Source organism: Moorena sp. SIO3B2, assembly GCF_010692525.1.
Classification (GTDB): Bacteria; Cyanobacteriota; Cyanobacteriia; order Cyanobacteriales; family Coleofasciculaceae; genus Moorena; species Moorena producens.
In genome coordinates this window covers 115,267-139,012 of the sequence record NZ_JAAHHE010000007.1, presented here as the reverse complement: position 1 = coordinate 139,012, position 23,746 = coordinate 115,267, and the positions used below count along the sequence as shown (strand labels likewise).

Here is a 23,746-nt window from a genome sequence, read left to right as displayed (position 1 = left end):
TACATTTTTTAACATTTTGAAAAAATTATCATTGAATTTTTCTATAGTTAGTTTTGATTTGTTGTGATGGCGGCTTAGACACAAACAGTGGTATACCTATTAATACTGCTAATTGAGAATAGTTAACGATTATCCAAAAAATTGTTAACTATTTTTAACTGAATTCAAAAAGCGCCTGAAGCAAGACCTATTATCTTCTAAGGGAGGTATCCGTTTTGACGTAAATTCAGAACAGGTCCTTGCTTCGGTTAGAAAGCAGTGATTAAAAAAGTGCTTTCTTATCCATAAAAATAAAACTCCCCTAGGGGTATTAGTCGTTCCTTGTCTAGAGAGGAGATTCCTCATGCCACTCGAGGTCGATAACGACCCGGTACCAGCTTCCTTTGAGAAGTGGGGTAAGCCAGGTCATTTTGATCGAACCCTAGCGAGAGGTCCCAAAACCACCACTTGGATTTGGAACCTTCACGCTAACGCTCATGATTTCGATAGTCATACCAGTGACTTAGAAGACGTTTCTCGCAAAATATTTAGTGCACACTTCGGTCACCTAGCCGTTGTCTTTGTCTGGTTGAGCGGCATGTACTTCCATGGTGCTCGTTTTTCTAACTACGAGGCATGGCTGAGTGATCCCACTAGTATTAAGCCCAGTGCTCAAGTGGTTTGGCCCGTTGTTGGTCAAGGCATTTTGAATGGGGATGTTGGTGGGGGCTTCCACGGCATCCAAATCACCTCTGGTTTCTTCCAGCTGTGGCGTGCTTCCGGTATCACCAATAGCACCCAACTGTACGCAACAGCTATTGGTGGTTTGGTAATGGCAGCCCTGATGCTATTTGCTGGCTGGTTCCACTACCACAAGAAGGCTCCGAAACTGTCATGGTTCCAGAGCGTGGAGTCGATGATGAACCACCACTTAGCTGTGCTACTGGGCTGCGGCTGCCTAAGTTGGGCAGGTCACCAGATCCATGTGTCTTTGCCCATCAACAAGCTCTTGGATTCTGGGGTGGCTCCTAGTGAGATTCCACTGCCCCATGAGTTCTTATTCAATCAGGGCTTGATGGCAGATCTTTATCCCAGTTTTGCTAAGGGCATAACCCCCTTCTTCACCCTGAACTGGGGCGTCTACTCTGACTTCCTCACCTTCCATGGTGGTCTGAATCCAGTAACCGGTGGATTGTGGTTGTCAGATACCGCTCACCATCACTTAGCTCTAGGAGTCCTGTTCATCATTGCTGGCCACATGTACCGTAATACCTACGGTGTTGGTCATAGCATGAAGGAAATTCTAGAGGCTCATAAGGGTCCGTTCACTGGCGAAGGACACAAAGGTCTTTATGAAATCCTGACTACTTCTTGGCATGCCCAGCTAGCCATTAACCTAGCTATGGTAGGCTCCCTGAGCATCATTGTGGCTCATCATATGTACGCGATGCCTCCGTATCCGTACATTGCCACAGACTATGGTACTCAGCTGTCCCTATTCACCCACCATATGTGGATTGGTGCCTTCTGTATTGTAGGAGGTGCAGCCCATGGTGCTATTTTCATGGTGCGGGACTATGACCCAGCCAAGAATGTGAACAACCTACTAGACAGGGCTATCCGTCACCGGGATGCAATTATCTCTCACCTGAACTGGGTGTGTATCTGGTTGGGTTTCCATGCCTTTGGTCTGTACGTTCACAACGATACGATGCGGGCTTTGGGTCGCCCTCAGGATATGTTCTCTGATACGGCGATTCAGCTACAGCCAATCTTTGCCCAGTGGATTCAAAACATCCACAACCTAGCGCCGGGAGGAACTGCTCCCAATGCTTTGGAAACCGTTAGCTATGCCTTTGGCGGAGGCATGGTAGAAGTAGGGGGTAAAGTGGCAATGATGCCGATTGAGCTGGGTACTGCGGACTTTATGGTCCACCATATCCATGCGTTCACCATCCATGTCACTGTACTAATTCTGCTCAAAGGGGTACTGTTTGCCCGTTCGTCACGTCTGATCCCCGATAAATCTGAGCTAGGCTTCCGCTTCCCCTGCGATGGTCCAGGTCGTGGCGGTACCTGCCAGGTATCCGGTTGGGATCATGTGTTCCTAGGCTTGTTCTGGATGTATAACTGCATCTCTGTGGTTATTTTCCACTTCAGCTGGAAGATGCAATCTGATGTCTGGGGAACAGTATTCCCGGATGGGACTGTGTCTCACATTGCCAATGGCAACTTTGCCCAAAGTGCGATCACCATCAATGGCTGGTTACGGGACTTTTTGTGGGCACAAGCCTCAAATGTAATCACATCTTACGGCTCAGCTCTGTCGGCATACGGCATAATGTTCCTAGCTGGTCACTTCGTCTTTGCCTTTAGCCTGATGTTCCTATTTAGTGGTCGTGGGTACTGGCAAGAACTGATCGAATCCATCGTTTGGGCTCATAATAAATTGAAAGTAGCCCCATCGATTCAGCCTCGTGCTCTGAGCATCACTCAGGGTCGGGCTGTGGGGGTAGCTCACTACCTCCTGGGAGGAATCGTCGTTACCTGGTCATTCTTCCTAGCACGCATCCTGTCAGTGGGATAACTGCTTACCAGGAATCGATGCCAAACCTTGAGTGGGATACCATAACCTGTGTCTCGCCTGTCGATACCCTAAGCAACCTGGAACTTCGGTTCCAGGGGGTTAATTAAGAAAAAACAATGAGCAGCATGATTGCATAAGTCTCATAGGTCAGCGAGGAGAATTTCCTTAAAGCATATGGCAACAAAATTTCCAAAATTTAGCCAGGACCTCGCTCAAGATCCGACAACACGTCGAATCTGGTACGGGATTGCCACAGCCCATGACTTTGAAAGCCATGATGGCATGACCGAGGAGAATCTATATCAAAAGATTTTTGCTTCTCACTTCGGCCATCTTGCAATCATTTTCTTGTGGACTTCTGGCACCCTGTTCCACGTCGCCTGGCAAGGTAACTTTGAAGAGTGGATTAAAGATCCTGAAACTGTCAAGCCCATCGCCCACGCGATTTGGGATCCCCAATTTGGCTCAGGGGCAATTGATGCCTTCACCCAAGCTGGTGCTTCTAGCCCCGTAAACATCGCCTACTCCGGTGTTTACCACTGGTTTTACACCATTGGCATGACAACCAATAACCAACTGCATGGTGGTGCCATGTTCTTGTTATTGTTGTCATCCCTATTACTGTTTGCAGGTTGGTTGCACTTACAGCCTAAATTCCGCCCCAGCTTGAGCTGGTTCAAGAATGCAGAGTCTAGGCTGAATCACCACTTGGCAGGTTTGTTTGGTGTTAGCTCCTTAGCTTGGGCAGGTCACTTGATTCACGTGGCTATCCCCGCATCTCGCGGACAGCGGGTTGGTTGGGATAACTTCCTGAGTGTCAAACCCCATGCAGCTGGATTAGGACCTTTCTTTACCGGGAATTGGGGAGTCTATGCCCAGAACCCAGATACCGCTGGACACATCTTTGGTACCTCTGACGGTGCAGGGACAGCGATTCTGACCTTCTTGGGTGGCTTCCATCCCCAGACTGAGTCCTTGTGGCTGACCGATATCGCTCATCACCACTTGGCGATCGCAGTGATCTTCATCATTGCCGGTCATATGTACCGCACCAACTGGGGTATTGGTCACAGCATCAAGGAGATTCATAGTGCCCACAATCCCCCGGCAAGTACTCCCTTTGGGGGCATGTTAGGTGAGGGTCACAAGGGTCTATATGACACCATCAACAACTCTCTCCACTTCCAGTTAGGGTTAGCTCTGTCCTGTTTGGCTGTGGTCTGTTCCTTGGTAGCCCATCATATGTATGCGCTGCCGTCCTATGTGTTCATAGCCAAGGATCACACCACCATGGCAGCACTGTTTACTCACCATGAGTACATTGCTGGTTTCCTGATGGTTGGAGCATTCGCTCATGGTGCTATCTTCTTTGTGCGGGATTATGACCCAGAGGCTAATAAGAATAATGTGTTAGCCCGGATGCTGGAACACAAAGAAGCTCTGATTTCTCACCTGAGCTGGGTAACTCTGTTCTTAGGTTTCCACACCTTAGGAATCTATGTCCACAACGACGTCGTGGTTGCTTTCGGCACCCCCGAGAAGCAAATCCTGGTTGAGCCAGTATTTGCTCAGTTCATCCAAGCGGCTCACGGTAAACTGCTATACGGCTTTGACACTCTGCTGTCCAATCCCGATAGCTTAGCTGCTGGCTCTGGTGCAGCTTACCTACCTGGCTGGCTCGATGCCATGAACAGCGGAACTAACTCCCTGTTCCTGACCATTGGTCCTGGTGATTTCTTGGTACACCATGCGATCGCTTTAGGTCTGCACACCACCACCCTGATTCTAGTCAAGGGTGCCCTGGATGCCCGTGGTTCCAAGCTAATGCCCGATAAGAAGGACTTCGGTTACGCCTTCCCTTGTGATGGTCCTGGTCGTGGCGGTACTTGCGACATCTCTGCTTGGGATGCCTTCTACCTCGCCATGTTCTGGATGCTCAACACCTTAGGCTGGTTGACCTTCTATTGGCACTGGAAGCATCTGTGCGTCTGGCAAGGTAACGTGGCTCAGTTCAATGAGAACTCTACTTATCTCATGGGCTGGTTCCGGGATTACCTGTGGGCTAACTCTGCTCCGTTGATCAATGGTTACAGCCCGTTTGGAACGAACAACCTGTCGGTCTGGGCTTGGATGTTCCTGTTGGCACACCTAGTTTGGGCAACTGGTTTCATGTTCCTGATCTCGTGGCGTGGTTACTGGCAAGAGCTAATCGAAACTTTGGTCTGGGCACACGAGCGTACTCCTCTGGCTAACTTGGTTAGCTGGAAGGATAAGCCTGTTGCGCTGTCCATCGTTCAAGCTCGTCTGGTTGGTTTAACCCACTTCACGGTTGGTTATATACTTACCTACGCGGCATTCTTGATTGCCTCGACAGCTGGTGCATTTGGCTAATGGTTGCTGAAACTAGCTTTTTAGGTATTTAAATTGTAGGTAATTAATTGAAATCTCCTGCCTTCTGGTGGGGGATTTTTTATTATTTCCTCAGTTTTAGATCTACTGAATAGAATTGCATGGCTTGGCAGCATCAAAAATATAGCGCTATATAAAAAATGGTGTTCTGCGAATAATTTTGACAAAAACTATAAAATGTGGTAAAGAAAAGAAAACTAGTGAATCATTTAAATGAACAACTATATCGCTCTGTTACTGATTGCCCCACAATCAGGTAACTCTGCTCTACTTCAATCCTGCCATGCAATCTCGACAGTAGTACTAAGTACTGAGGGGGTCAGGTCGTCAGGGGATCGCTGCTACTGTTTATAAATCACAAAGGTGCGCTTGACCTTGGCGAATTAAATTCGCCACGGGTCGCACCTAAAGAATTCGCAGATATATAAATAAGTACAGGACTTATCCATCCAGAAGTGTAAAACGTCCGTAATTCTGTGATCCGTAGTTCCGAGATCCGAACTTTTATGACAGATTTCAAGCCAAATGATTTACTTGATCGGCGTTATCGAGTAATTGATACCCTAGCCCAGGGTGGATTTGGAAAAACTTACATTGCCGAAGATACTCGCCGACCCACTAATCCCCAGTGCGTTATCAAACAACTGAAGCCACCTAGCAACCATCCCAAATCCTTGGAAAATGCCAGACGTTTGTTCCGAACTGAAGCCGAAACTCTAGAGAGACTGGGGAAGCATGACCAAATTCCAATGCTTTTAGCTTACTTCGAGGAAGATGAAGAGTTTTACCTGGTTCAAGAGTTTATTGAAGGAAACACCCTCAGCAGTGAAATCAAACCTGGTCAAAGCTGGTCTGAAAGCCAAGTTCGTCAAATGCTTCAGGAAGTCTTGAGAGCTCTCAGCTTTATCCACCAAAATCGAGTTATCCATCGTGATATCAAGCCCGATAATATTATCCGACGACATCAGGACAATAAGCTGGTTTTAGTTGACTTCGGCACAGTCAAGCAAATTCGCGGACCGAACAATCAGGTCAGTGGCACAATTGCCGTTGGAACCCCTGGTTATATGTCCACAGAACAAGGCAGAGGTAATCCTCGTGCCAACAGTGATATTTATGGTCTTGGCATGATTGCTATCCAGGCAGTAACTGGCTTAACGATTAATCAAATTCAAGAAGACCCTAATACTGGAGAAGTGATTTGGGAACCTTGGGCAAAGATCAGCGATGACTTAAAGAGGATTCTATCTAAGATGGTGCGCTACCATTTTAGGGAACGTTACCAGTCTGCCACAGAGGTTATACAGGCTCTGGAGTCATACCCACAAGTCTCAGTACCACAACACAAATCAGTACAACAGCCGACAATAATACAATCGACACAAATTCCGCAACAGAACTCTCCAATCCCCTCAACAGGGATTCCATCGATACCACAGTCTGGGCAACCTCAACCCACAGAGATTTCATTACCACCATCTCAACTTTCCCCAGCACCAGCCTCATCGCCGCAACCGTTTGGTGGGTCTCAGTCTTCCGGAGTTGGCTCTCAAAACCCTCGTCGGTTATTGCTTCCCATCGGTGTCGCCACTACTGTTATTGGCATCCTTATCTATTTAATCTGCTTATTTTTATTTAATAACACTCCCAAGACTACGGAGTCACCCAACCCATCACCTCTTGCTACGAATGCTCAAATTACTCCAACTTCAACACCTGATCAGAGTAATATTCAAGCTCGAATTAGCCTTGGGGAAAAGTCCCTAGTTAAAACAGAAGAGGTAGGCACTCCAAATCTGCAATTCCAAGCTGCAAAACAAAAGGGTATGGCAGCCATGGCTGCTGGGGATTATGACAAAGCCGTGAGTGACTTTGAAGCAGCAATTCGGAAATACCCCAACGCTCCTGAAACTCTAATTTATCTAAATAATGCTCGCATTGGTAATCAGAAATCCTATACTATTGCTGTAGCTGGACCGATTGCTACTGACCCCGATGGCACATTAGCAATTTTGCGTGGCGTTGCTCAAGCTCAAGATGAAATCAATAAAACTGGGGGAATTAATGGCGTACCCCTCAAAGTAGTCATTACGAGTGATGATCAAAATCCCGATACTGCTAAAAAAATTGCGTCAGCATTGGTCAACAATCCGGAAATATTAGCTGTAATTGGTCATTCCGCTAGTAGTGTAACCTTAGCTGCAGGAGAAGTATATAATTCCGGGAAACTAGCAGCTATCTCTCCCGTTAGTACTTCAGTAAAGTTGTCAAACTTTAGCCCTTATGTGTTTCGCTCAGTGCCAAATGATGCTTTTTCAGCCAGAGCCTTAGCTAACTACATGAACACCCAGTTGAAAAAGCAGAATGCAGCAGTTTTCTATAATTATAAGAGTGACTACAGCAAGTCTATCAAAACTGAATTTGTCACAGCCGTTTCCCTAGGAGGAGGACAAGTTGTTGATGAGGTTGACATCTCCAATCCAGATTTTAATCCTGCTATACCTGTAGAACAAGCGATTCAGCGGGGAGCACAGGTGCTATTTTTAGCTCCTAACTCAGCAGTTCTAGATCAAGCTTTGGAGGTTGTTAAGGTCAATGGTAAACGTCTAATTCTGTTGGGAGGAGATGTAATGTATTCTCCCAAGACCTTAGAGAAAGGTGCAGAAAATGCTGTTGAAATGGTGGTAGCTGTTTTTTGGGATATTGATAGCAACCCTCAGTCAGACTTTGTCCGTAAATCCAAAGCCCTTTGGAATGCCGAGGTTAACTGGCGCACAGCCATGGCTTACGATGGAACCCAAGCTTTGATAGAAGCCCTCAAACGTAATCCCACTCGTGCTGGTGTTCAAGAAGCCCTCTCATCCTCAGACTTTTTAGCCCCTGGAGTATCTGGTTCAATTCGGTTTTTGCGTTCAGGCGATCGCAATGGCTCAGTCCAACTGGTAAAAATTCTCCCGAATCAGAACACTTCCAGCGGTTACGATTTTCTTCCCATACCCTCTAATTAGTTTTAGGAGTTTTAGTTAGCTAATAGCTTACTATAATTGTGTAATAATTAACTAATAATTATCTAAATTTACCCTCAAGGTTCACGGGGGGTTAGGGGTTATCTATGTAGATAATTACAAAGGTGACATGCTCCCGATGCCGCCTTATTGCCACATAACCAGTCAATTGCTGTTGCTTGATAGAATCTGTTGACGTCTACAATCATTTTCTTCAACAGTTAAAACATCAATGCCTCCCCTAGGCAAGCCAGTGGTAATAGCACAGGATTCAATAAAATAAAAAGCCGGAATGAAACAAAATCAAGCCATTATTCAAGTAAAAGGATTACGACAGTATTACGATAAATTTGCTGCTGTCAATGGCATTGACTTTGAGGTGTATCCTGGGGAGATTTTTGGATTGATAGGCACCAACGGTGCTGGTAAAACATCCACAATAAAAGCGTTAGCTGGGGTACAAAAAGTAACGTCGGGAATGATTCGGGTCATGGGACAACCACCAGCAATGGTAAGGTCATCCCTAGGATACTTAACACAACAGTTTTCACTGTATTCCGATTTGAGTGTGGAGGAAAACCTCCGTTACTACGCTAAAATGCGTCGTCTACCCGAGCAAATCTTTCAATCTCGCCGAAAGCAGTATCTCCAATGGTTAGCCCTTAAGCCTTTTGCTGATAGATTAGCAGGACATTTATCAGGGGGAATGAAGCAAAAGCTGGCTCTATGCTGTGCATTGATTACCCAGCCCCAAATTCTACTGTTAGATGAGGTCTCTACTGGTATTGATGCTGTCTTCCGCCGTGAGATTTGGAGCTTTTTAGCAAAAATTGCTCAGCAGGGAACTACTATTGTGGTGGCAACCCATTATCTAGATGAGGCAGAACGGTGCGATCGCGTTGCCTTAATCCACAACGGCACCATTCAACAAATTGGACCTCCAGAAGATTTGCGTGCCAGTATGGAATTATCTTGTTTTGAGGTGGTGCCTGAGGATCCAATGTTGGCATCGGGGCCAATTTTTGCCGCAACTGAACAGGCTTTGCAAAATGCGATCGCAAATAACCATACTCCAGTTGTAGATCTCAAACCCCTGGGGGATCGCATGATAGTTTTTGTCAGCAAACAGGCTATCTCTGCAGAGGAGGCCATACAACAAATATTACATCTTCACCAACTACCCTCAGCTCGGATACAGCCTGCCAATCCTACCCTGGAGCATGTCATGGCCAATCATTTGCAGCGATCCTCAGGGGTAAAGGCAAGTCTTCCAGGGTTGTTATCTACAGTGTCCCAGAGATCTTCACCACCCCATAACTCAGCTTCTAATGTTAATTGGATAGTGAAGGTAGATCAGGTCAGCAAGGTTTATGGTACTTTTCAGGCCGTGCGATCGCTAAGCTTTACTATTAGTCGAGGTGAAATTTTGGGACTGCTCGGGGCCAATGGTGCTGGCAAAACGACACTCATGAAGCTCCTATGTGGTCTGCTGCGCCCCAGTAGCGGAAAAATTTGCTACACATCTGAGCATTTGCCACCCCATTCACCCTCAGTAAAACAAAGAATTGGCTACATGAGTCAGAAATTGACGTTGTATCCAGACTTAACCATCCTAGAAAATTTGTCTTTTTTTGGTCGAGCTTATGGAGTTCCTCGTCAGCAACGTAATGCTCGCATCGATTGGATACTTCAGACTTTTGGCTTAACCCAGTCCGCTAATCAACGACTTAGAAATCTATCTGGGGGGAATAAACAGCGAGTAGCTTTCGGAGCCGCTATTCTACACGAGCCAGATATCCTGTTTCTAGATGAACCTACCAGTGGCATGGATATTCTGGTGCGACGGCAGTTCTGGCAAATTCTTCAGGGGTTTGCCCGCCAAGGTACAGCGATTGTTGTCACTACCCACTCTATGGAAGAGGCGGAATACTGCACTAATTTGCTGTTTATGCGGTTGGGAGAGCTAATTCTGCAAGGGTCTCCTGCCGCTATCAAAGCCCAGCAAACCGTTACCCTCGTAGAAATTTTGTCTGCCTCTCCCAAAAACACCCTGTATAGCTTAGAACAACAATTTGAGCCTTGGCGCATGGTATTTATGGGCGATCGCATCCAGATGATTCTGGATCAGCCGTCACATATGTCCCAGCTACGGAATTATCTAGCTTCGGTAGAAGTCCAACCTCACCAAATCACTCCCATCCCCTTCTCCTTAGAAGCAGCGTTTCTCAACATTTCACAACATCCTAAGAAAAGGTAGCGCGATGGACAGGATTTTGGCTCAGTGCATCAAAGAACTGGCGCAATTTCGTCGCGATCGCCTAGGGGCAGCATTGGTATTCTTGTTGCCTTTAATGACCATGCTGATTTTTGGCTTTGCCATTCGCCTTGAAATTAAGGATGTACCATTAGCCGTCAGAGATTTTGACAATAGCCCCCTCAGTCGAGCCTATATTGAGCAGGTTTTTGCCACTAATCAGTTTAAGCCTGTAGCAGCTACCACAACCGATGGTATAGATTTGCTTGATCGGGGCATCGCTCAAGCAATAGTGGTTATTCCTCCCGACTTTTCACGGCAATTGAAAAAGGGAAAAACCAATGCCCTCCAGGTTTTAATCGATGGCACAGATGTGAACAATCCTCGGGTCATCCAGAACAGCCTTCGTGCTACCACTCAATTTTTCTTGGAAAAGCAAGGTTTTCAGACTCAGCGTCCCGATGTTTTCGCTCATACCCGTATCTGGTTTAATCCGGGTCGAAAAGAATCTCTTTTTATTGTGCCGGGTGTTTATGCCGTCATTTTATTTAGTTATCCTGGTTTGATAGTAGCAATGGCGGTGGTACGGGAGAAAGAACAAGGGACGTTAGTTCAGGTCAAAGCATCAGGGATTAGTGCTTGGGAGTTTCTTCTGGGGAAGGCTTTGGCCTATGTACTGATTGCCATTGGCGAAGCGGTACTGTTGATGGGGTTGGGGGGGTTGCTGTTTGACCTTTGGCCAGTAGCAAATCCTTGGCCGCTGCTAGTGGGCACTGGGCTGTTTTTGATGGTCAGTGTGGTTTATGGACTGGTAGTTGGCGTTTATTCCAAGCAAGCCTTGGTTGCTGTGCAGAGTGTTATGAATACTGGACTTTTAATGTCTACCTGGCTGTCAGGTTTTATTTACCCTGTGGAAAATATTCCTTGGCCACTGTCACTGGTTGCCAATGTCGTGGCAGCTCGTTACTATATTGAACTCACCCGAGATGCATTTGTAGTAGGTGTGGGCTGGCTTCGTATTGGCCATGTTATTCCTATTCTATTCCTGCTGACAATTGGAATGTTCATGTTATCGTGGTGGCGAATTCGGCAGATATAGAAAACCGTAATCCAGCATGGCGAAGAGGAAGCTCGGATTTTTCCCAGGTAAAGGTGTTTGGGCAGTTGTTCTCAAGGAAATGACCAATATCTTCCGCGATCGCCAGCTTATTACCACAATTGTCTTGGTACCAGTTTTTTTCGTGATGTTTTACGGCTTTGCCCTTAACCCCAGTGTTGAACAGGTTAGCTTAGGGGTAGTGGACTATGCCCAGACTTCAGCCAGTCGAGAGTTTGTGGCGACTCTAACTGCTAGTGATGTGGTTGTGCCCACTGTACAAACTTTACAAGAAAAGAATTTAGAGCGATCGCTACTGGCAGGAAAAATCAAGGTTGCTCTTGTAATTCCGCCAGAGTTTGATCAGCAACTCTCTCAAGGTAACTTAGCTGAGGTGCAACTCCTGATTGACGGTGTTGATGCTAATCGAGTCGGTATTCTTCAGGGTTATTTGAGCCAAATCATCCGTCAGTATCGCTATCGTAATGACAATTCCCCTGACTCTTCCCTGATTAATCTACAGACAACTATTCTATATAATCCCGGACTGGTGAGCAGTTGGTATTTTGTGCCGGGGGTATTGGGGGTAATTTTGACGGCAATTAGCACTTTTGCAGCTTCCTCCACCATGACAGCAGAAAAAGATTATGGCACTTTTGAACAACTTTTGCTTACTCCCCTACTTCCTTGGGAAGTGCTTCTAGGCAAACTGCTTCCCCTTTTGGGGATTATCCTAGTCATGGTGCTAATCACAAACGGGTTTAGCCAAGTTGTCTTCAACCTACCATTTCGTGGTAGTTGGCTAATGTTTATGACTAGCACAATTGTTTATATTCTGCTGACATCTGAACTAGGACTAATCTTAGGTCTGCTAAACCAGAATATGCTACAAGCATTCCTGACCACGCTTTTTATTAATGTGCCTCTAGTGCAGTTATCTGGAGCTTACACCCCCATTGAAGCCATGCCTCCTTTGTTTCAAGGATTGACCCTTCTAGATCCACTGCGCTATTACATCTTGGTGTAGCCAAACCAGCAATACACCGTAGCGTCATACTTTTACCAGAACCAGAAGCCCCTAAGATTCCTAAGGGCTTACCATTAGCAGTAAATTTAGCATCTAGGGTAAAGCTAGAGCTTACCTCTTTTCGTAACTCTACTAACAGTCCTTGACTTGGTTCTATATTAGATTTTTTCCCTGCTCCCTGCTCTTTTCCCCCCTGATTAAGGGAAGCTCTAGTCCCCCCCTTAATCAGGGAAGTTCTTGTCCCCCCCTTATTAAGGGGGGTTAGGGGGGATCCCTTACTTACTTCTATATTAGATTTTTTCCCTGCTCCCTGCTCTTTTCCCCCCTGATTAAGGGAAGCTCTAGTCCCCCCCTTAATCAGGGAAGTTCTTGTCCCCCCCTTATTAAGGGGGGTTAGGGGGGATCCCTTACTTACTTCTATATTAGATTTTTTCCCTGCTCCCTGCTCTTTTCCTCTCTGATTAAGGGAAGCTCTAGTCCCCCCCTTAATCAGGGAAGTTCTTGTCCCCCCCTTATTAAGGGGGGTTAGGGGGGATCCCTTACTTACTTCTATGTTAGATTTTTTCCCTGTTCCCTGTTCCCTGTTCCCTGTTCCCTGCTCCGAAGTCCCTACTCCCTGTTCATAGTTAATGATAGTGATTGCCACGAGAGCGATCGCTACCATGATCAACACCCATAGTAGTGCTTCCCCCATCCTCCCGGCTTGGGCTGCAAAAAAGATAGCGATCGCAATGGTTTGGGTTCTGCCAGGAATACTCCCGGCTAGCATTAGAGTAGCGCCAAACTCTCCCAAAGCTCTAGCAAACGCCAGAACTGTCCCCGCCATCACCCCTGGCCAAGCCAACGGTAGCAACACTTGCCAAAATACCCTACATTCAGAAGCCCCCAAGGTACGGGCACAATTAATCAAATCCTGATTGACTTGTTTGAAAGCTGCCAATACAGTTTTATACATCAAAGGAAAGGCAACTACAGTAGCAGCAATCACAGTCGCAGGCCAAGACAAGATTACAGATATTCCCAATTGCCTCAATAGCTGTCCCACTGGGCTATTTCTACCTAGTAACAACAGTAATAAAAAGCCAACTACTGTAGGCGGTAGCACTATCGGAAGGGTTAAGATACTATCAATAATTCCTTTACCTTTCCCTTGATAGCTAAACATCCAGCCCGCTACTGTAATTCCTAGAAAGAAAGCCAAGATAGTAGCCAAGCCAGCAGTTTTTAGGGAAATCCATAAAGGAGATAAATCTTCCATAGTGTTGAACAAAGAGTATGGGTAGTGTGGCAAATTGCGTAGGGTGCGTTAGGGAAGGGCTCGAACTGATTTTTCGCCTCGTCGTCAGCCTTAGCAAGCCCGTCCCGTAACGCACCACCAGGGGAGAGAGAAGAAGTATTTTTCGATAATTTGGTATATTTAAATATAGCGTTTACTAGTCTAATAAGGTACATAAAAATTTTTTATTTGTTCCCTGTTCCCTGTTCCCTGTTCCCTGTTCCCTATTCCCTATTCCCTACTCCCTACTCCCTACTCCCTTATCTGCCATAGTAAACCCATACCTCAAAAATACATTTTTAGCTGAATCACCCATAAGAAACTGCACAAACTGGTTAGCATGATCAGGGTTTTTAGACTCCTTCAATACCGCTACTGGGTAGATAATCCGGGAGTAAGACTCTGGCGGAGCAGTAGCAACTCGTTTAACTTGGTTTGATACCTCAACATCTGTTGCATACACCAATCCAGCATCCACATTACCGGTTTCCACATAAGATAGAACTTGGCGAACATCTTTGGCAAAAACCAACTTCGGTTTGAGCTGGTCAAACATATTAAGAGTAGAGAGAACTTCCTTAGCATACTGTCCAGCTGGTACACTTTCCGGGTCTCCCATTGCTATTTTACTGATGTTATCAGACCTTAAGTCCTGAAAATTAGAGATACCAGTCTCGTCTTTAGGACTAATTAAAACTACCTGATTATTAAGAAGACTTTGCCTGGTACCTTCTAGTAAAAGCCCCTTAGATTCCAGAGCAGTCATCTGTTTCGGAGCTGCTGAAATAAAAACATCCACTGGCGCTCCCTGTTCGATTTGTTGCTGCAACGAACCAGAGGATGCAAAGTTATAAATAATTGTAACGTCTGGTGTTTGCTTAGTGTAGAGTACTTTGATAGCTTTCATAGCATCTTGTAAGCTAGCAGCCACTGATACCGTTAGGCTCACCACTTCTGGCTGTTGATTGTTAAGGCTAGGAGCACCGCAAGCTATTAAAACTAAGGATAGACTTAAGTACAACAACCATGATCTAATTAAGGATTTAACCATAAAACTGAGTAGTAGAGTTATAGCGCTTTTTAGTAAGCGTGAGGTTCATTTAAATTTTATTCCCGATTCCCGACTCCCGATTCCCGATTCCCTACTCCCTACCCAATTAGATACTTAACAACGGGAGCATGTCACCTTTGTAATTAGGTAAATAGATCCCCCCTAGCCCCCCTTAAAAAAGGGGGGAATTAGATTCAAAAGTCCCCCTTATTAAGGGGGATTTAGGGGGATCTAAATCAGGGATTAACAAAATTGACATGCTCCCCTTAACAACAAAAAAAATAGCCGTATAAATCATGTCCACGGCTATTTCAAGTCCACAGTAAGTGGAGTTAAATCGCTCTCTTGATGCAGTCGCTCATGGGGGAAACCCCCAAGACCGCGCTGCATCGCTATGTCACTCAGTTCCCGAACCCATCGAAATATGATCCTATTTAATCATACCGGAACCTTGGTTTTTGCCAAGGGGGGAGAAACCCCCCGAAAAACTAACGTTTTAACGTAGCATCCAATACTTAGTGATGATAGTAATCACCTCTCCTGGCATGCCCGTAGGTTGCAGAGGACTCCACTCGGAAGCCTGTGCGTAGCCCATGGCAGAGAGGGTATGAATAGTATTAGTTACTGCTTGACGAGGCCCCTTTAAAATGTGCTGAACAGGTTGTTCTTTTGGGAAAAGATCTTCAAGATTAATGCCAGGAATTGGATGTTCAGGATTATTGTCGGGGTTAGGGATAAATTCTTGCGACATAGCTCAAGAGTTGAATTTTGTTTATATGATTATTGTAATGATTATAGTATTAATTTGTCAAGGGGTTTTTATAATTTTTTTGGGGGTTATTTTAAGGGTAAAAAAAAAGCGATCGCGTAGCGGCTCTTTCAGAGCATCGCAAAGATTATGCGATCGCTTTTTTTTGTATTAATTTTAACGATAGACCTGTTCTATGTTGCCTACCTTTACAGATAAACTTTTTACTTGGTGCTCTTAATTATTTATTTTTTCTAAACAATGAACCAGCACCTAAAGCACTAAGTCCCAGTAGTGCTAATCCAGAAGCAGGTTCAGGTACACTTGCTGGATTAACCAAGTTTGAGGGAACTTTATTAATGCTGGTGATAGTTTCGCTAAAATTAGGATTGGGATCAACATCAACCCAGTTTGAGGGAAGGTTGGTGATAGTTTCGCTAAAATTAGGATTGAGATCAACATAGATAGTTGGAGGAAAGAAGACTGAGTCACGAGTAAACCTAATTCCTGACTCTCTGTTCCAGCTAAGGGTCTGACCTCCTAGGTCCATAAACCTACCAAAATCGACATCTAGAGTCCAATTATCAGGGGTAGCTTTAAACGTAGTAACAAAAGTTCTAGGAATAATAGGGAGAGTAGTAGGCAAAATTTCAAAAGTAAGATCAGAACCTACTGTAGTAACAAAGGTTCTAGGATCAAGAGTAACAGGAAAAGGCAAAGGTTCAAGCGTATCAGAACCTAGTCGAGATGAATCTTCTACATCAAGAGACCAAGAGAGTAATTCTCCTTCAGTAGTTTACTCAACAAACCCTTCGTAATCTTTAGTTTGGGAAAAAGGTTCTAGTGTACCACTAGACTCATCCAATATAAATATAGACGGCAGACCAAATCTAGGAGAAGACAACAATTCAAGTTCGCCACTGAATTCGTGCTTGATTATCTGGAAAGCAGCAGCGGGTAAAACTCCAACAGTAGCACAGGTTAAAGCGATAGCAGTAGTAACAACACCTAATTGTTTATAAAAATTAATCAAAGAAATTCTCCTGGTTGAGTAAGTAGACAAATTGAGTTAATTGCACCACAAAGTGGGCAATTAAGATTTTGGATAGTTTCCCAAAAAATCTCAAGCACCGAATAATTTATCACACAGACGATTTAATCTGGTAAAACTTTAACCTTTACGCCGAATTATTCTTTTGGCAAAAAAAATAACTCGATCACATTTGCTAAAATTAGACTATCACAAAAAATAACAACAGGGGAAAGATTAAATTAACTTATAGGCCATTTTACTGACTTCTATTTTTTGGGATAGCGTCTGCATCTGCCGCCCGTTTATTTGCAATATTGATACATTATTTGTAAGTTATATCAGCCATTACAAGTATATATAACAAAAAAAAAGTCCATAAAAATGGACTAAAATCGCTCTATATTTAGTTAATATAACTTAACCATAATCCCTTATTATTGCTGCTTTCTTTTCAACAATGAACCAGCACCTAAAGCACTAAGTCCCAGTAGCGCTAATCCAGAAGCCGGTTCAGGTACACTAGTTGGATCTGGCTTTGAGGGATCCTTGGTGATCGTTTCGCTAAAAGTAGGATTGGGATCAACATAGACAGTTGGAGGTAATAGCGAACCCCCAAGAGTAAAGGTAATTCCTGAGTCTCTGTTCCAGGTAAGAGTATAAGCCCCGGCATCAACAGCCCTACCAAAATCGATATCTAGAATCCAACTATCAGGGGTAGCGTCAAAGGTAGTAATAAAGTTTCTAGGAGGAACAGGAAGAGGAGAAGGAAAAGGAGAAGGCAACGGTTCAAGGGTAATATCAGAACCGACTTGCTCTAAGCCTTCTACATCAAGAAACCAAGAGAGTAATTCCCCTTCAGTATTGTACTCAACAAACCCCTCGTAATCTCTAGTTTCGGGAGGAGGCTCTAGCAGAAAATCAGGAAAATCCGATAATTCAAGTTCGCCGCTGAATTCTTGGTTAATTATCTGCTCAGCAGCAGCCGGTAAAACTGCAACAGTAGCAGAGGTTAAAGCGACAGCAGTAGTAACAAGTGCGAATTGGTGAGAAAGATTAGTCACAGAAAGTATCCTCGTTCAGTATGTGTAGAATAGGGAATAGGGAATAGGGAACAGCGGATCTGGGAACAGGGAACGGTAGGAAAGAGTGTAAGCATTCAGCTAATGCGCTACGCCCACGCTACGGGAACAGTTTTTGAAGAAAATAGGTAAGATTTGGATAAAGGCCAGGCTACGGGAACGTTTAATCTGAGTTACGCCTGAAAGCTGACAGCTGAGGGCTGAATGCTTACGAAATAGTTAACAGGATTTTTTTGCTATGATAAATTATTATGATTTATCAGAATCGATTTAAAAAAATAGAGTTAGCTTGAATTATACTTACCTTTAAATTCTATGTCAATACTTTATCAAAAGCCCTAAAAGTGCCGATGCCAAATTGCCTGATTAGTATAGGATTGATAATATATAAAAGGGAACAGGGAACAGAGAACAGGGAGTAGTGATGCAGTCGCTGATCGGCGAAACGACAATTCTTGCTGATCTCAATCTCCATCTCTCCATCTCCGTACTCCCTAAGACGAAAGTCCCTCACCTAATTGAGAAGCACTACAGTCTATAATATGTAAAGCGCAATAAAAACTAGGAGGTGATCGTGATGCTGCTCAACTACCAATACCAGGCTTATCCAAGTAGTCAACAAAAACTAGAACTAAATGATTGGCTACGGATTTGTCGGTACTGGTACAACTGGCAGTTGGGCGATCGCTTTCGGTGGTGGAATGAAAACCGCACTGCTGTTAATTCTTGTCCGTTGATTACTTATCTACCAGAACTCAGAGATAACCCCGGTTATTTCAGTCAAAAAAAGCTGTTACCAATCTGGAAAAAAGACTTGGTGACAGTTGTCCATTCAGGTGAATTGCTGGACTTTACCCGAGTTCCGGCGAATACTTTACAGGACGTATGTAAAGGGAATCCGGTTATAAATAGCTCTATAACTAATAGTACCTCAAAGGAAGTTTTAGTAGCTCTAAGGAGTGCTAGAAGCTTACACTTAACGGATAGTGAAGTGTAGGAACGTCACCCATGCCAAACAATTGGATCACCAAATTTGGTGATCATGACCGTAAGGGATACTTCTAGGGAGCTGTTATGGGATTGACCACAGGTCACGCGGGGCGCGTTCGCAAAATGGTAATATTTTTATGGGATTGACCAAAAGTCACGCTACGGGATTGACTGAAAGTCACGCTACGGGATTGACTGAAAGTCACGCTACGGGATTGACTGAAAGTCACGCTACGGGATTGACTGAAAGTCACGCTACGCGATCGCAAAAAAGGGATAGGTTTAGGTAGCTGCGTTTGCGATTGACCTTTGGTCACGCGGGGCGCGTTCGCAAACAAGGGATGAGTCTAGGGAGCTGCTACGGGATTGACCAAAAGTCACGCTACGCGATGAAGCGTTCGCAAAGCGTGGCCCAAAGGCCTCAGCTTCCGCGCTTATGCGATCGCTAATTTATTCTTACTAAGCCTGTTATAGTAGCAGTCATCTTTTCCTGCTCCAGCCAAGGTATTATATTATATACCGATAATTACCCTTAATCAAAATCTCCCCAAACTCCCCAAACTTTGACTGCAGCGCCGACCTGCGGGGGTTATCCCCACTCGCTATTGCATCAAGACACAGCAAGATTGTTAATACTACCCAAAGTCGAAGAAAATGCCACAAAATATTGATTAAAGAGTTCTATTAATCGACCAACGGCCCATAGGGAAGGGGAAAAAAGCTTGGGTCGCTACCGTCTTCAAACCAGTAGTGTATATGACCTTCTATAAACTCGTCGCGGCTGATGGAACCGTTGCCATCAACATCAATGCTATCGAAAGCCTGATCGGCTCGCTCAGAGTCCTCTTCACCGAAATATATGGCCAGATACTTCCGGTACTCTTCACTGGATATCTCTCCGGAGTTATCGGTGTCGATGAGATCAAAGAAGACTTCGTTCTTGCGCCTAGCCACTTCCCGTGCCGATTCGACCAAGGTGACTGCCTTCGCAGCGTTGGCGAGGCACTCTTCTTCGCTGATTCTGGTGTTGCCATCGACCGGAGCCCCTCCAGCCATCATGTTCTTAAACAGGGCGCGAAACAGCTCCTGGATTTCTTCAGACCTCGACGGATCACCTCCAAGTTCCACCAACCTATCTGCGGTATGTTCGTAGTCCGAGAGGGACAAAAATCCATCTCGATCGACATCCATGGCCTGGAAGAAAGTTTTCACCCTGGCAACCCAAACACTGGATGACAAAAACTTTTCTGGAGACATTTTTCCTAAATTCCGTAATAAAGCCCGGATTATTTTACCAGCCTCGACTGGGTTTTGTCAAGACGGTGCAGGTGCTATGTATCTTTGCTAGGACTATTAAAAGATTGATTATAGGGAAACAGAGTATCCAGTAATCGGTTCAAGCTCCCCTGCCCATGAACAGTAGGTTGAGTCTTAGGGGCTGGTGATTCTGTCTGCGACTCCGCCGTCGTCTCAGCTTCAATAGTTTCTGTGGTATTGGTATCTGTGGTATTGGTATCTATAGTATTAGTCTCTGTTGTATTTGTCTCTATAGAATTGGTATCTGTAGTATTAGTCTCGGTGGTATCTGTAGCCACCGTATTACTGGTGGATGGCACTTGACCATTCACAGATTCAGTGGTAAAGCTTTGATCAGGTAAAGTTGATGACGACTCCTGAGGTTTCTGCTCCAAGCTATCAGGAGTTGGTTGAGACTCTTCCGGTAATGGACGCCCCTTATCCCCCAACACGGAGGCTGATGGTACCACTTGTAAGGATTCTACAGAATGATTCCAAATTGTCGTCAGGGAGCCAATACTAGCATTAGCGCCAATTTTTCCCTTCCCCACGACCAGAACCCCAGCTCCCAAACTCGCTCCTGATTCCACCTCCACAGTACCTTTGTGAGCATGAATAATTGCTCCCATACCGATACAAACACCGGCTGCAATCGTTATTTTACTGTCTGGATCCGCTCGCAAAATTACCCCTGCTGAAATAGCAGCACTAGGATCAATGCTCACATTTCCTTCCACGTGTATATGAGAATTATTACTCAATAGAAGTTTAGGCAAGTGCATAATTTTGGGCACAGTAGACTTCGCTGCAATTGTCGGGGTAAAGAATTCTGGGTAAAGGGTTTTAGGATTAAATTTGACTCTAGCACTATCATTTTTGATGGCTTCTTTACCGTTGCAAGAAGTCTAATAGCTATCAATAAGCTGGTCTTGATTTAAATTGAATGATTCTGACAGCAAGGGATTAGGGGGATAGGGTTTGACGGTTTTTTTTCTAAGGGATGCAGTGCGGTATTGGGGCTTCCCCCCATCTACCCACACTTCCCACACTTCCCACACCTCCCACACTTCCCCCTCTTTCCCTGTTCCCTGTGCTATAATTATGGATTACGGCTTTTGAATCAGCGTCTCTAGAACACGCCGTTTAGCTTTCGGATCAATACCAATCAACCTTACATACTCACCCGAATGTTCAACCAAGCAGGTTTCTAGACCTTCAACCACGTCTGAAACCTGAGTAGAATCAATGGGGGAGCAACTCTGCCAAGAGCTGGTGCGGAATCGACGTTTATCCGCATGTTCAGTACCAATGCGAAAACCTTGGGACAACAAGTTACGAATCTTATCAATGATATCTTGACTCAAGGATGAACCAGAAGCGCTGCTGCCATTAAATCCTGAGGATTGCGTTGAACGGGGAGTATAGCTACTACTACTAGGGGCAGATTTAGCACCAGGGTTGACAGTGTCCCCAGGTTTTTGAATAATCTTTTCCATCACCCGGCGCTTAGCTTGCGGGTCAATCCCAATCAGTCGGACATACTCACCAGCGTGGTCTGCCAAACAAGCTCCCAGGTCTGCCACAGCCTGTGATACGTTATCGGAGTTTATGCCAGGAGCACTCTTCCAGGAACTAGTCCGGAAGCGACGCTCATCAGCATACTCAATACCAATGCGATACCCTTGGGACAACAGTTGACGAACTAGATCATCCACTGATGCCTCTAAGCCATTGTTAGATACAGCCGCAGCAGGTTGGGGAGCAGAGCTGTAGGGGCTGTAGCTGCTTGAACCAGATCCACTGGAACTCCGAGACACTTGGCCACCCGGTTTTTGGATAATCTCTTCACACACCCGGCGTTTAGCTTTCGGGTCAATCCCAATTAGTCGGACATACTCACCAGCGTGGTCTGCCAGACAATCACCCAAGGATTGGAGCACTTCTGATTCACGATCGGAGTCTATTCCGGAAGCACTCTTCCAGGAACTAGTACGGAAGCGACGCTCATCAGCATATTCAGCACCAATTCGGTATCCTTGGCCTAACAGTTGACGAACTCGTTGTTGAAGCTCTGAACTTAATCCTGTATTTGAAGACATTGATCTGAAAGATTTATGGGAACTATCAGGGCTACTATGACCATTAGAGTCAGCATTTTCGGCAATTTCCTTGCGGATGGGCATCATGCAGGAATCATCCTCTGCACACTGATAACCCGCCCGCAATGCCTCATTGATTGCCACCACATGGTTAGCAAACGTTCTATCTTGCTCTTCTACATCCGGTAGTCGGTCAGCTTGCTGCTGATTAGTAATCACCGCTCCGGAAGGCACATATTTACCGGGAGGAATTTCGACATCCTGAACAAGGGCATGCATCATCACAATACAGCCCTTGCCAACTCTAGCATTAAACACCGTAGAGCGAAAGCCAATAAAGCAATCATCCCCAATATAAGCAGGACCATGAATCAGGCTCAAGTGGGTAATTGATGCATTCTTGCCAATCCAGACCGAGTACTCTTTCTGGTCATCCCCAACAACCCGACCTTCTTCAAGACCATGAATCACAACACCATCTTGAATATTAGTGCCTTCACCGATGTAAAATGCTCCCCCTTCATCAGCTCGAATCGAGGTTCCCGAAGCAATCAATACATTGGCCGCAATCTCTACATTTCCAATGATGTTGGAAAAAGAATGCACATAAGCTGTGTCATCAATTTTTGGTTCGGCCAGATTCCTTGACCACGGTGTTGGGGGAGCTGCCTGGGTGCTAAATGCCATAGATGTTTTCCTCCTAATTTTTATTTGAGATACACTGTCATGAAATAGATTTTTGTCAAGCCCCACACTTGAGGATTGGGGTTAGTTATTTCTGCTGCTCCCACTCGGGAATTGTAATCACGCAGAAATTGCTGGATTGTTAATAGTTAACCTCTACCGTTATGGCTTATCGTTACAAATAACTGCTTTGGAAAGCTATAGGGCTCAAGTCAGAATCGAGCAATGGATAACCAGGGATAAGCTACTACCCAAAGCTACTACCCAAAGCTACTACCCAAAGCTACTATTGTCCGAACCTACTCACTAATACTGGTCTTTTTTGCTGTAGAGCATGCTATTGTCCACACTGACCGTGTCAATAATCCCCACCACCATAGCGTCGATGGGACGCTTGTCACTCTCACCGACTTGCCGAGCCGCGCTGCCACGGCTGACTAGCACCCACTCATTTATACCAGCACCGACTATGTCAGCTGCGACCTCATACTTGGGGAGTGGTTCTCCTGCATCATCTAGGTATTGCAGGAAAAGGAATTTAGTTCCTCTAAGACTAGGATCTTTATAAGTACTAACGACCGTGCCTCGGACCTTGGCAATTTGCATTGACCTAACTTATAACAGGACTTGGGGTGACAGGACTTGGGGGGAGATGGATTAGGGAGCAGTTATATGGCGAAGCCAAAACTAGTGGATCAAGCAATCTCTCCCCTCATGGTAAGCACATCCCCTACTTGACACCGGCATGTATTGAATCTCAAATTGACGGACGATTATGGACGGTTCATCGGACGGATGGCGTTAGTACTCTCCCGGAACTGTTCCACATCTTCGGTATAACGAATTGGTAGAACATACTCCAGGTTTTCGTGAGGTCGAGCAATAATATGGGTAGATAATACCTGACCGCCATTAACACGCTTAACGTTATCAACCCCAGCGGATACGGAGGCTTGCACCTCAGACACATCTCCCCGCACAATCACGGTTACACGAGCGCTACCAATTTTTTCATAACCCACAAGGGTGACACGAGCCGCTTTCACCATAGCATCTGCGGCTTCTACAACCGCTGGAAAACCAAGGGTTTCCACCATTCCCACAGCAATTGACATGAATTTTACTCCTAGACG

20 protein-coding genes and 1 pseudogene are annotated in these 23,746 nt (G+C 45.3%); 9 read left to right on the top strand and 12 right to left on the bottom strand.

Features of this window, described 5'->3' with window-relative positions:
• The first annotated feature begins 343 nt into the window (after positions 1-343).
• The 6 genes from psaA to F6K38_RS03290 all read left to right on the top strand — a co-directional run bounded on the left by psaA (position 344) and on the right by F6K38_RS03290 (position 12,357).
• Positions 344-2,566 carry a photosystem I core protein PsaA gene (gene psaA / locus F6K38_RS03315; protein WP_008181182.1) on the top strand — a complete coding sequence of 741 codons (2,223 nt, stop codon included), beginning with the start codon at positions 344-346 and terminating at the stop codon, positions 2,564-2,566.
• Between the two features lie 174 nt (positions 2,567-2,740).
• Entirely contained in the window at positions 2,741-4,957 is a 2,217-nt protein-coding gene (gene psaB / locus F6K38_RS03310) for a photosystem I core protein PsaB (RefSeq protein WP_287356067.1), read from the top strand.
• 524 nt (positions 4,958-5,481) lie between these two features.
• Positions 5,482-7,983 (top strand): bifunctional serine/threonine-protein kinase/ABC transporter substrate-binding protein, encoded by a 2,502-nt coding sequence (locus tag F6K38_RS03305; RefSeq protein ID WP_287356066.1) that lies wholly within the window; start codon positions 5,482-5,484, stop codon positions 7,981-7,983.
• Positions 7,984-8,272: 289 nt separating this feature from the next.
• Positions 8,273-10,237 (top strand): ATP-binding cassette domain-containing protein, encoded by a 1,965-nt coding sequence (locus F6K38_RS03300; protein WP_287251439.1) that lies wholly within the window; start codon positions 8,273-8,275, stop codon positions 10,235-10,237.
• A 4-nt stretch (positions 10,238-10,241) separates the two neighbouring features.
• Complete coding sequence (locus F6K38_RS03295) at positions 10,242-11,333, top strand: ABC transporter permease (protein ID WP_287264678.1); 1,092 nt, start codon at positions 10,242-10,244, stop codon at positions 11,331-11,333.
• Positions 11,334-11,349: 16 nt separating this feature from the next.
• A complete protein-coding gene (locus tag F6K38_RS03290) occupies positions 11,350-12,357 on the top strand; it encodes an ABC transporter permease (RefSeq protein WP_287356064.1) in 1,008 nt (335 codons plus the stop codon).
• On the opposite strand, the pseudogene modB reads toward F6K38_RS03290, so the two are convergent.
• Positions 12,350-13,615 (bottom strand): annotated as a pseudogene (gene modB / locus F6K38_RS03285) (molybdate ABC transporter permease subunit); the annotation flags it as partial. The gene F6K38_RS03290 and the pseudogene modB overlap by 8 nt on opposite strands.
• 256 nt (positions 13,616-13,871) lie before the next feature.
• Entirely contained in the window at positions 13,872-14,684 is an 813-nt protein-coding gene (gene modA, locus F6K38_RS03280; RefSeq protein WP_008185099.1) for a molybdate ABC transporter substrate-binding protein, read from the bottom strand.
• Here modA and F6K38_RS03275 point away from each other — a divergent pair.
• Positions 14,599-14,802, top strand: a complete 204-nt coding sequence (locus F6K38_RS03275; RefSeq protein ID WP_165691811.1) for a hypothetical protein — start codon at positions 14,599-14,601, stop codon at positions 14,800-14,802. The genes modA and F6K38_RS03275 overlap by 86 nt on opposite strands.
• 378 nt (positions 14,803-15,180) lie before the next feature.
• On the opposite strand, the gene F6K38_RS03270 is transcribed toward F6K38_RS03275, so the two are convergent.
• The 4 genes from F6K38_RS03270 to F6K38_RS03255 all read right to left on the bottom strand — a co-directional run bounded on the left by F6K38_RS03270 (position 15,181) and on the right by F6K38_RS03255 (position 17,526).
• Positions 15,181-15,435, bottom strand: a complete 255-nt coding sequence (locus F6K38_RS03270) for a hypothetical protein (protein WP_008185096.1) — start codon at positions 15,433-15,435, stop codon at positions 15,181-15,183.
• Between the two features lie 238 nt (positions 15,436-15,673).
• Positions 15,674-16,150, bottom strand: a complete 477-nt coding sequence (locus F6K38_RS03265; protein ID WP_287356062.1) for a PEP-CTERM sorting domain-containing protein — start codon at positions 16,148-16,150, stop codon at positions 15,674-15,676.
• 78 nt (positions 16,151-16,228) lie between these two features.
• Positions 16,229-16,465: a hypothetical protein gene (locus F6K38_RS03260; protein ID WP_044493403.1), complete on the bottom strand. Its 237-nt coding sequence runs from the start codon at positions 16,463-16,465 to the stop codon at positions 16,229-16,231.
• A 434-nt stretch (positions 16,466-16,899) separates the two neighbouring features.
• Complete coding sequence (locus F6K38_RS03255; protein WP_008185090.1) at positions 16,900-17,526, bottom strand: PEP-CTERM sorting domain-containing protein; 627 nt, start codon at positions 17,524-17,526, stop codon at positions 16,900-16,902.
• A 595-nt stretch (positions 17,527-18,121) separates the two neighbouring features.
• Between F6K38_RS03255 and F6K38_RS03250 the strand changes: the two genes are divergently transcribed.
• Together F6K38_RS03250 and F6K38_RS03245 are read left to right on the top strand one after the other, a co-directional pair.
• Positions 18,122-18,541, top strand: coding sequence for a helix-turn-helix domain-containing protein (locus tag F6K38_RS03250; RefSeq protein WP_008185088.1), 420 nt, complete (start codon positions 18,122-18,124; stop codon positions 18,539-18,541).
• Between the two features lie 130 nt (positions 18,542-18,671).
• Positions 18,672-18,824 carry a hypothetical protein gene (locus tag F6K38_RS03245; protein ID WP_287356060.1) on the top strand — a complete coding sequence of 51 codons (153 nt, stop codon included), beginning with the start codon at positions 18,672-18,674 and terminating at the stop codon, positions 18,822-18,824.
• Positions 18,825-19,218: 394 nt separating this feature from the next.
• Here F6K38_RS03245 and F6K38_RS03240 read toward each other — a convergent pair whose 3' ends face one another.
• The 6 genes from F6K38_RS03240 to F6K38_RS03215 all read right to left on the bottom strand — a co-directional run bounded on the left by F6K38_RS03240 (position 19,219) and on the right by F6K38_RS03215 (position 23,728).
• Complete coding sequence (locus F6K38_RS03240) at positions 19,219-19,791, bottom strand: EF-hand domain-containing protein (RefSeq protein WP_081431912.1); 573 nt, start codon at positions 19,789-19,791, stop codon at positions 19,219-19,221.
• A 74-nt stretch (positions 19,792-19,865) separates the two neighbouring features.
• The gene (gene ccmN / locus F6K38_RS03235) at positions 19,866-20,612 is read right to left on the bottom strand and encodes a beta-carboxysome scaffolding protein CcmN (protein WP_008185082.1); all 747 of its coding nucleotides are present in this window, start codon (positions 20,610-20,612) and stop codon (positions 19,866-19,868) included.
• A 123-nt stretch (positions 20,613-20,735) separates the two neighbouring features.
• Positions 20,736-20,897 carry a hypothetical protein gene (locus tag F6K38_RS03230; RefSeq protein ID WP_008185080.1) on the bottom strand — a complete coding sequence of 54 codons (162 nt, stop codon included), beginning with the start codon at positions 20,895-20,897 and terminating at the stop codon, positions 20,736-20,738.
• Positions 20,898-20,936: 39 nt separating this feature from the next.
• A complete protein-coding gene (ccmM, locus tag F6K38_RS03225; protein WP_008185078.1) occupies positions 20,937-22,616 on the bottom strand; it encodes a beta-carboxysome scaffolding protein CcmM in 1,680 nt (559 codons plus the stop codon).
• A gap of 303 nt (positions 22,617-22,919) precedes the next feature.
• Positions 22,920-23,219, bottom strand: coding sequence for a beta-carboxysome shell vertex protein CcmL (gene ccmL, locus F6K38_RS03220; protein ID WP_008185074.1), 300 nt, complete (start codon positions 23,217-23,219; stop codon positions 22,920-22,922).
• Between the two features lie 167 nt (positions 23,220-23,386).
• Positions 23,387-23,728 (bottom strand): carbon dioxide-concentrating mechanism protein CcmK, encoded by a 342-nt coding sequence (locus tag F6K38_RS03215; protein ID WP_044493402.1) that lies wholly within the window; start codon positions 23,726-23,728, stop codon positions 23,387-23,389.
• Positions 23,729-23,746 lie beyond the last annotated feature (18 nt).

Bases quoted from the DNA above. Each gene is read 5' to 3' on its own strand.
- psaA (WP_008181182.1), top strand. From the start codon at position 344: ATGCCACTCGAGGTCGATAACGACCCGGTACCAGCTTCCTTTGAGAAG.
- psaB (WP_287356067.1), top strand. From the start codon at position 2,741: ATGGCAACAAAATTTCCAAAATTTAGCCAGGACCTCGCTCAAGATCCG.
- F6K38_RS03305 (WP_287356066.1), top strand. From the start codon at position 5,482: ATGACAGATTTCAAGCCAAATGATTTACTTGATCGGCGTTATCGAGTA.
- F6K38_RS03300 (WP_287251439.1), top strand. From the start codon at position 8,273: ATGAAACAAAATCAAGCCATTATTCAAGTAAAAGGATTACGACAGTAT.
- F6K38_RS03295 (WP_287264678.1), top strand. From the start codon at position 10,242: ATGGACAGGATTTTGGCTCAGTGCATCAAAGAACTGGCGCAATTTCGT.
- F6K38_RS03290 (WP_287356064.1), top strand. From the start codon at position 11,350: ATGGCGAAGAGGAAGCTCGGATTTTTCCCAGGTAAAGGTGTTTGGGCA.
- modA (WP_008185099.1), bottom strand. From the start codon at position 14,684: ATGGTTAAATCCTTAATTAGATCATGGTTGTTGTACTTAAGTCTATCC.
- F6K38_RS03270 (WP_008185096.1), bottom strand. From the start codon at position 15,435: ATGTCGCAAGAATTTATCCCTAACCCCGACAATAATCCTGAACATCCA.
- F6K38_RS03250 (WP_008185088.1), top strand. From the start codon at position 18,122: ATGCTGCTCAACTACCAATACCAGGCTTATCCAAGTAGTCAACAAAAA.
- F6K38_RS03245 (WP_287356060.1), top strand. From the start codon at position 18,672: ATGGGATTGACCAAAAGTCACGCTACGGGATTGACTGAAAGTCACGCT.
- F6K38_RS03240 (WP_081431912.1), bottom strand. From the start codon at position 19,791: ATGTCTCCAGAAAAGTTTTTGTCATCCAGTGTTTGGGTTGCCAGGGTG.
- ccmN (WP_008185082.1), bottom strand. From the start codon at position 20,612: ATGCACTTGCCTAAACTTCTATTGAGTAATAATTCTCATATACACGTG.
- ccmM (WP_008185078.1), bottom strand. From the start codon at position 22,616: ATGGCATTTAGCACCCAGGCAGCTCCCCCAACACCGTGGTCAAGGAAT.
- ccmL (WP_008185074.1), bottom strand. From the start codon at position 23,219: ATGCAAATTGCCAAGGTCCGAGGCACGGTCGTTAGTACTTATAAAGAT.
- F6K38_RS03215 (WP_044493402.1), bottom strand. From the start codon at position 23,728: ATGTCAATTGCTGTGGGAATGGTGGAAACCCTTGGTTTTCCAGCGGTT.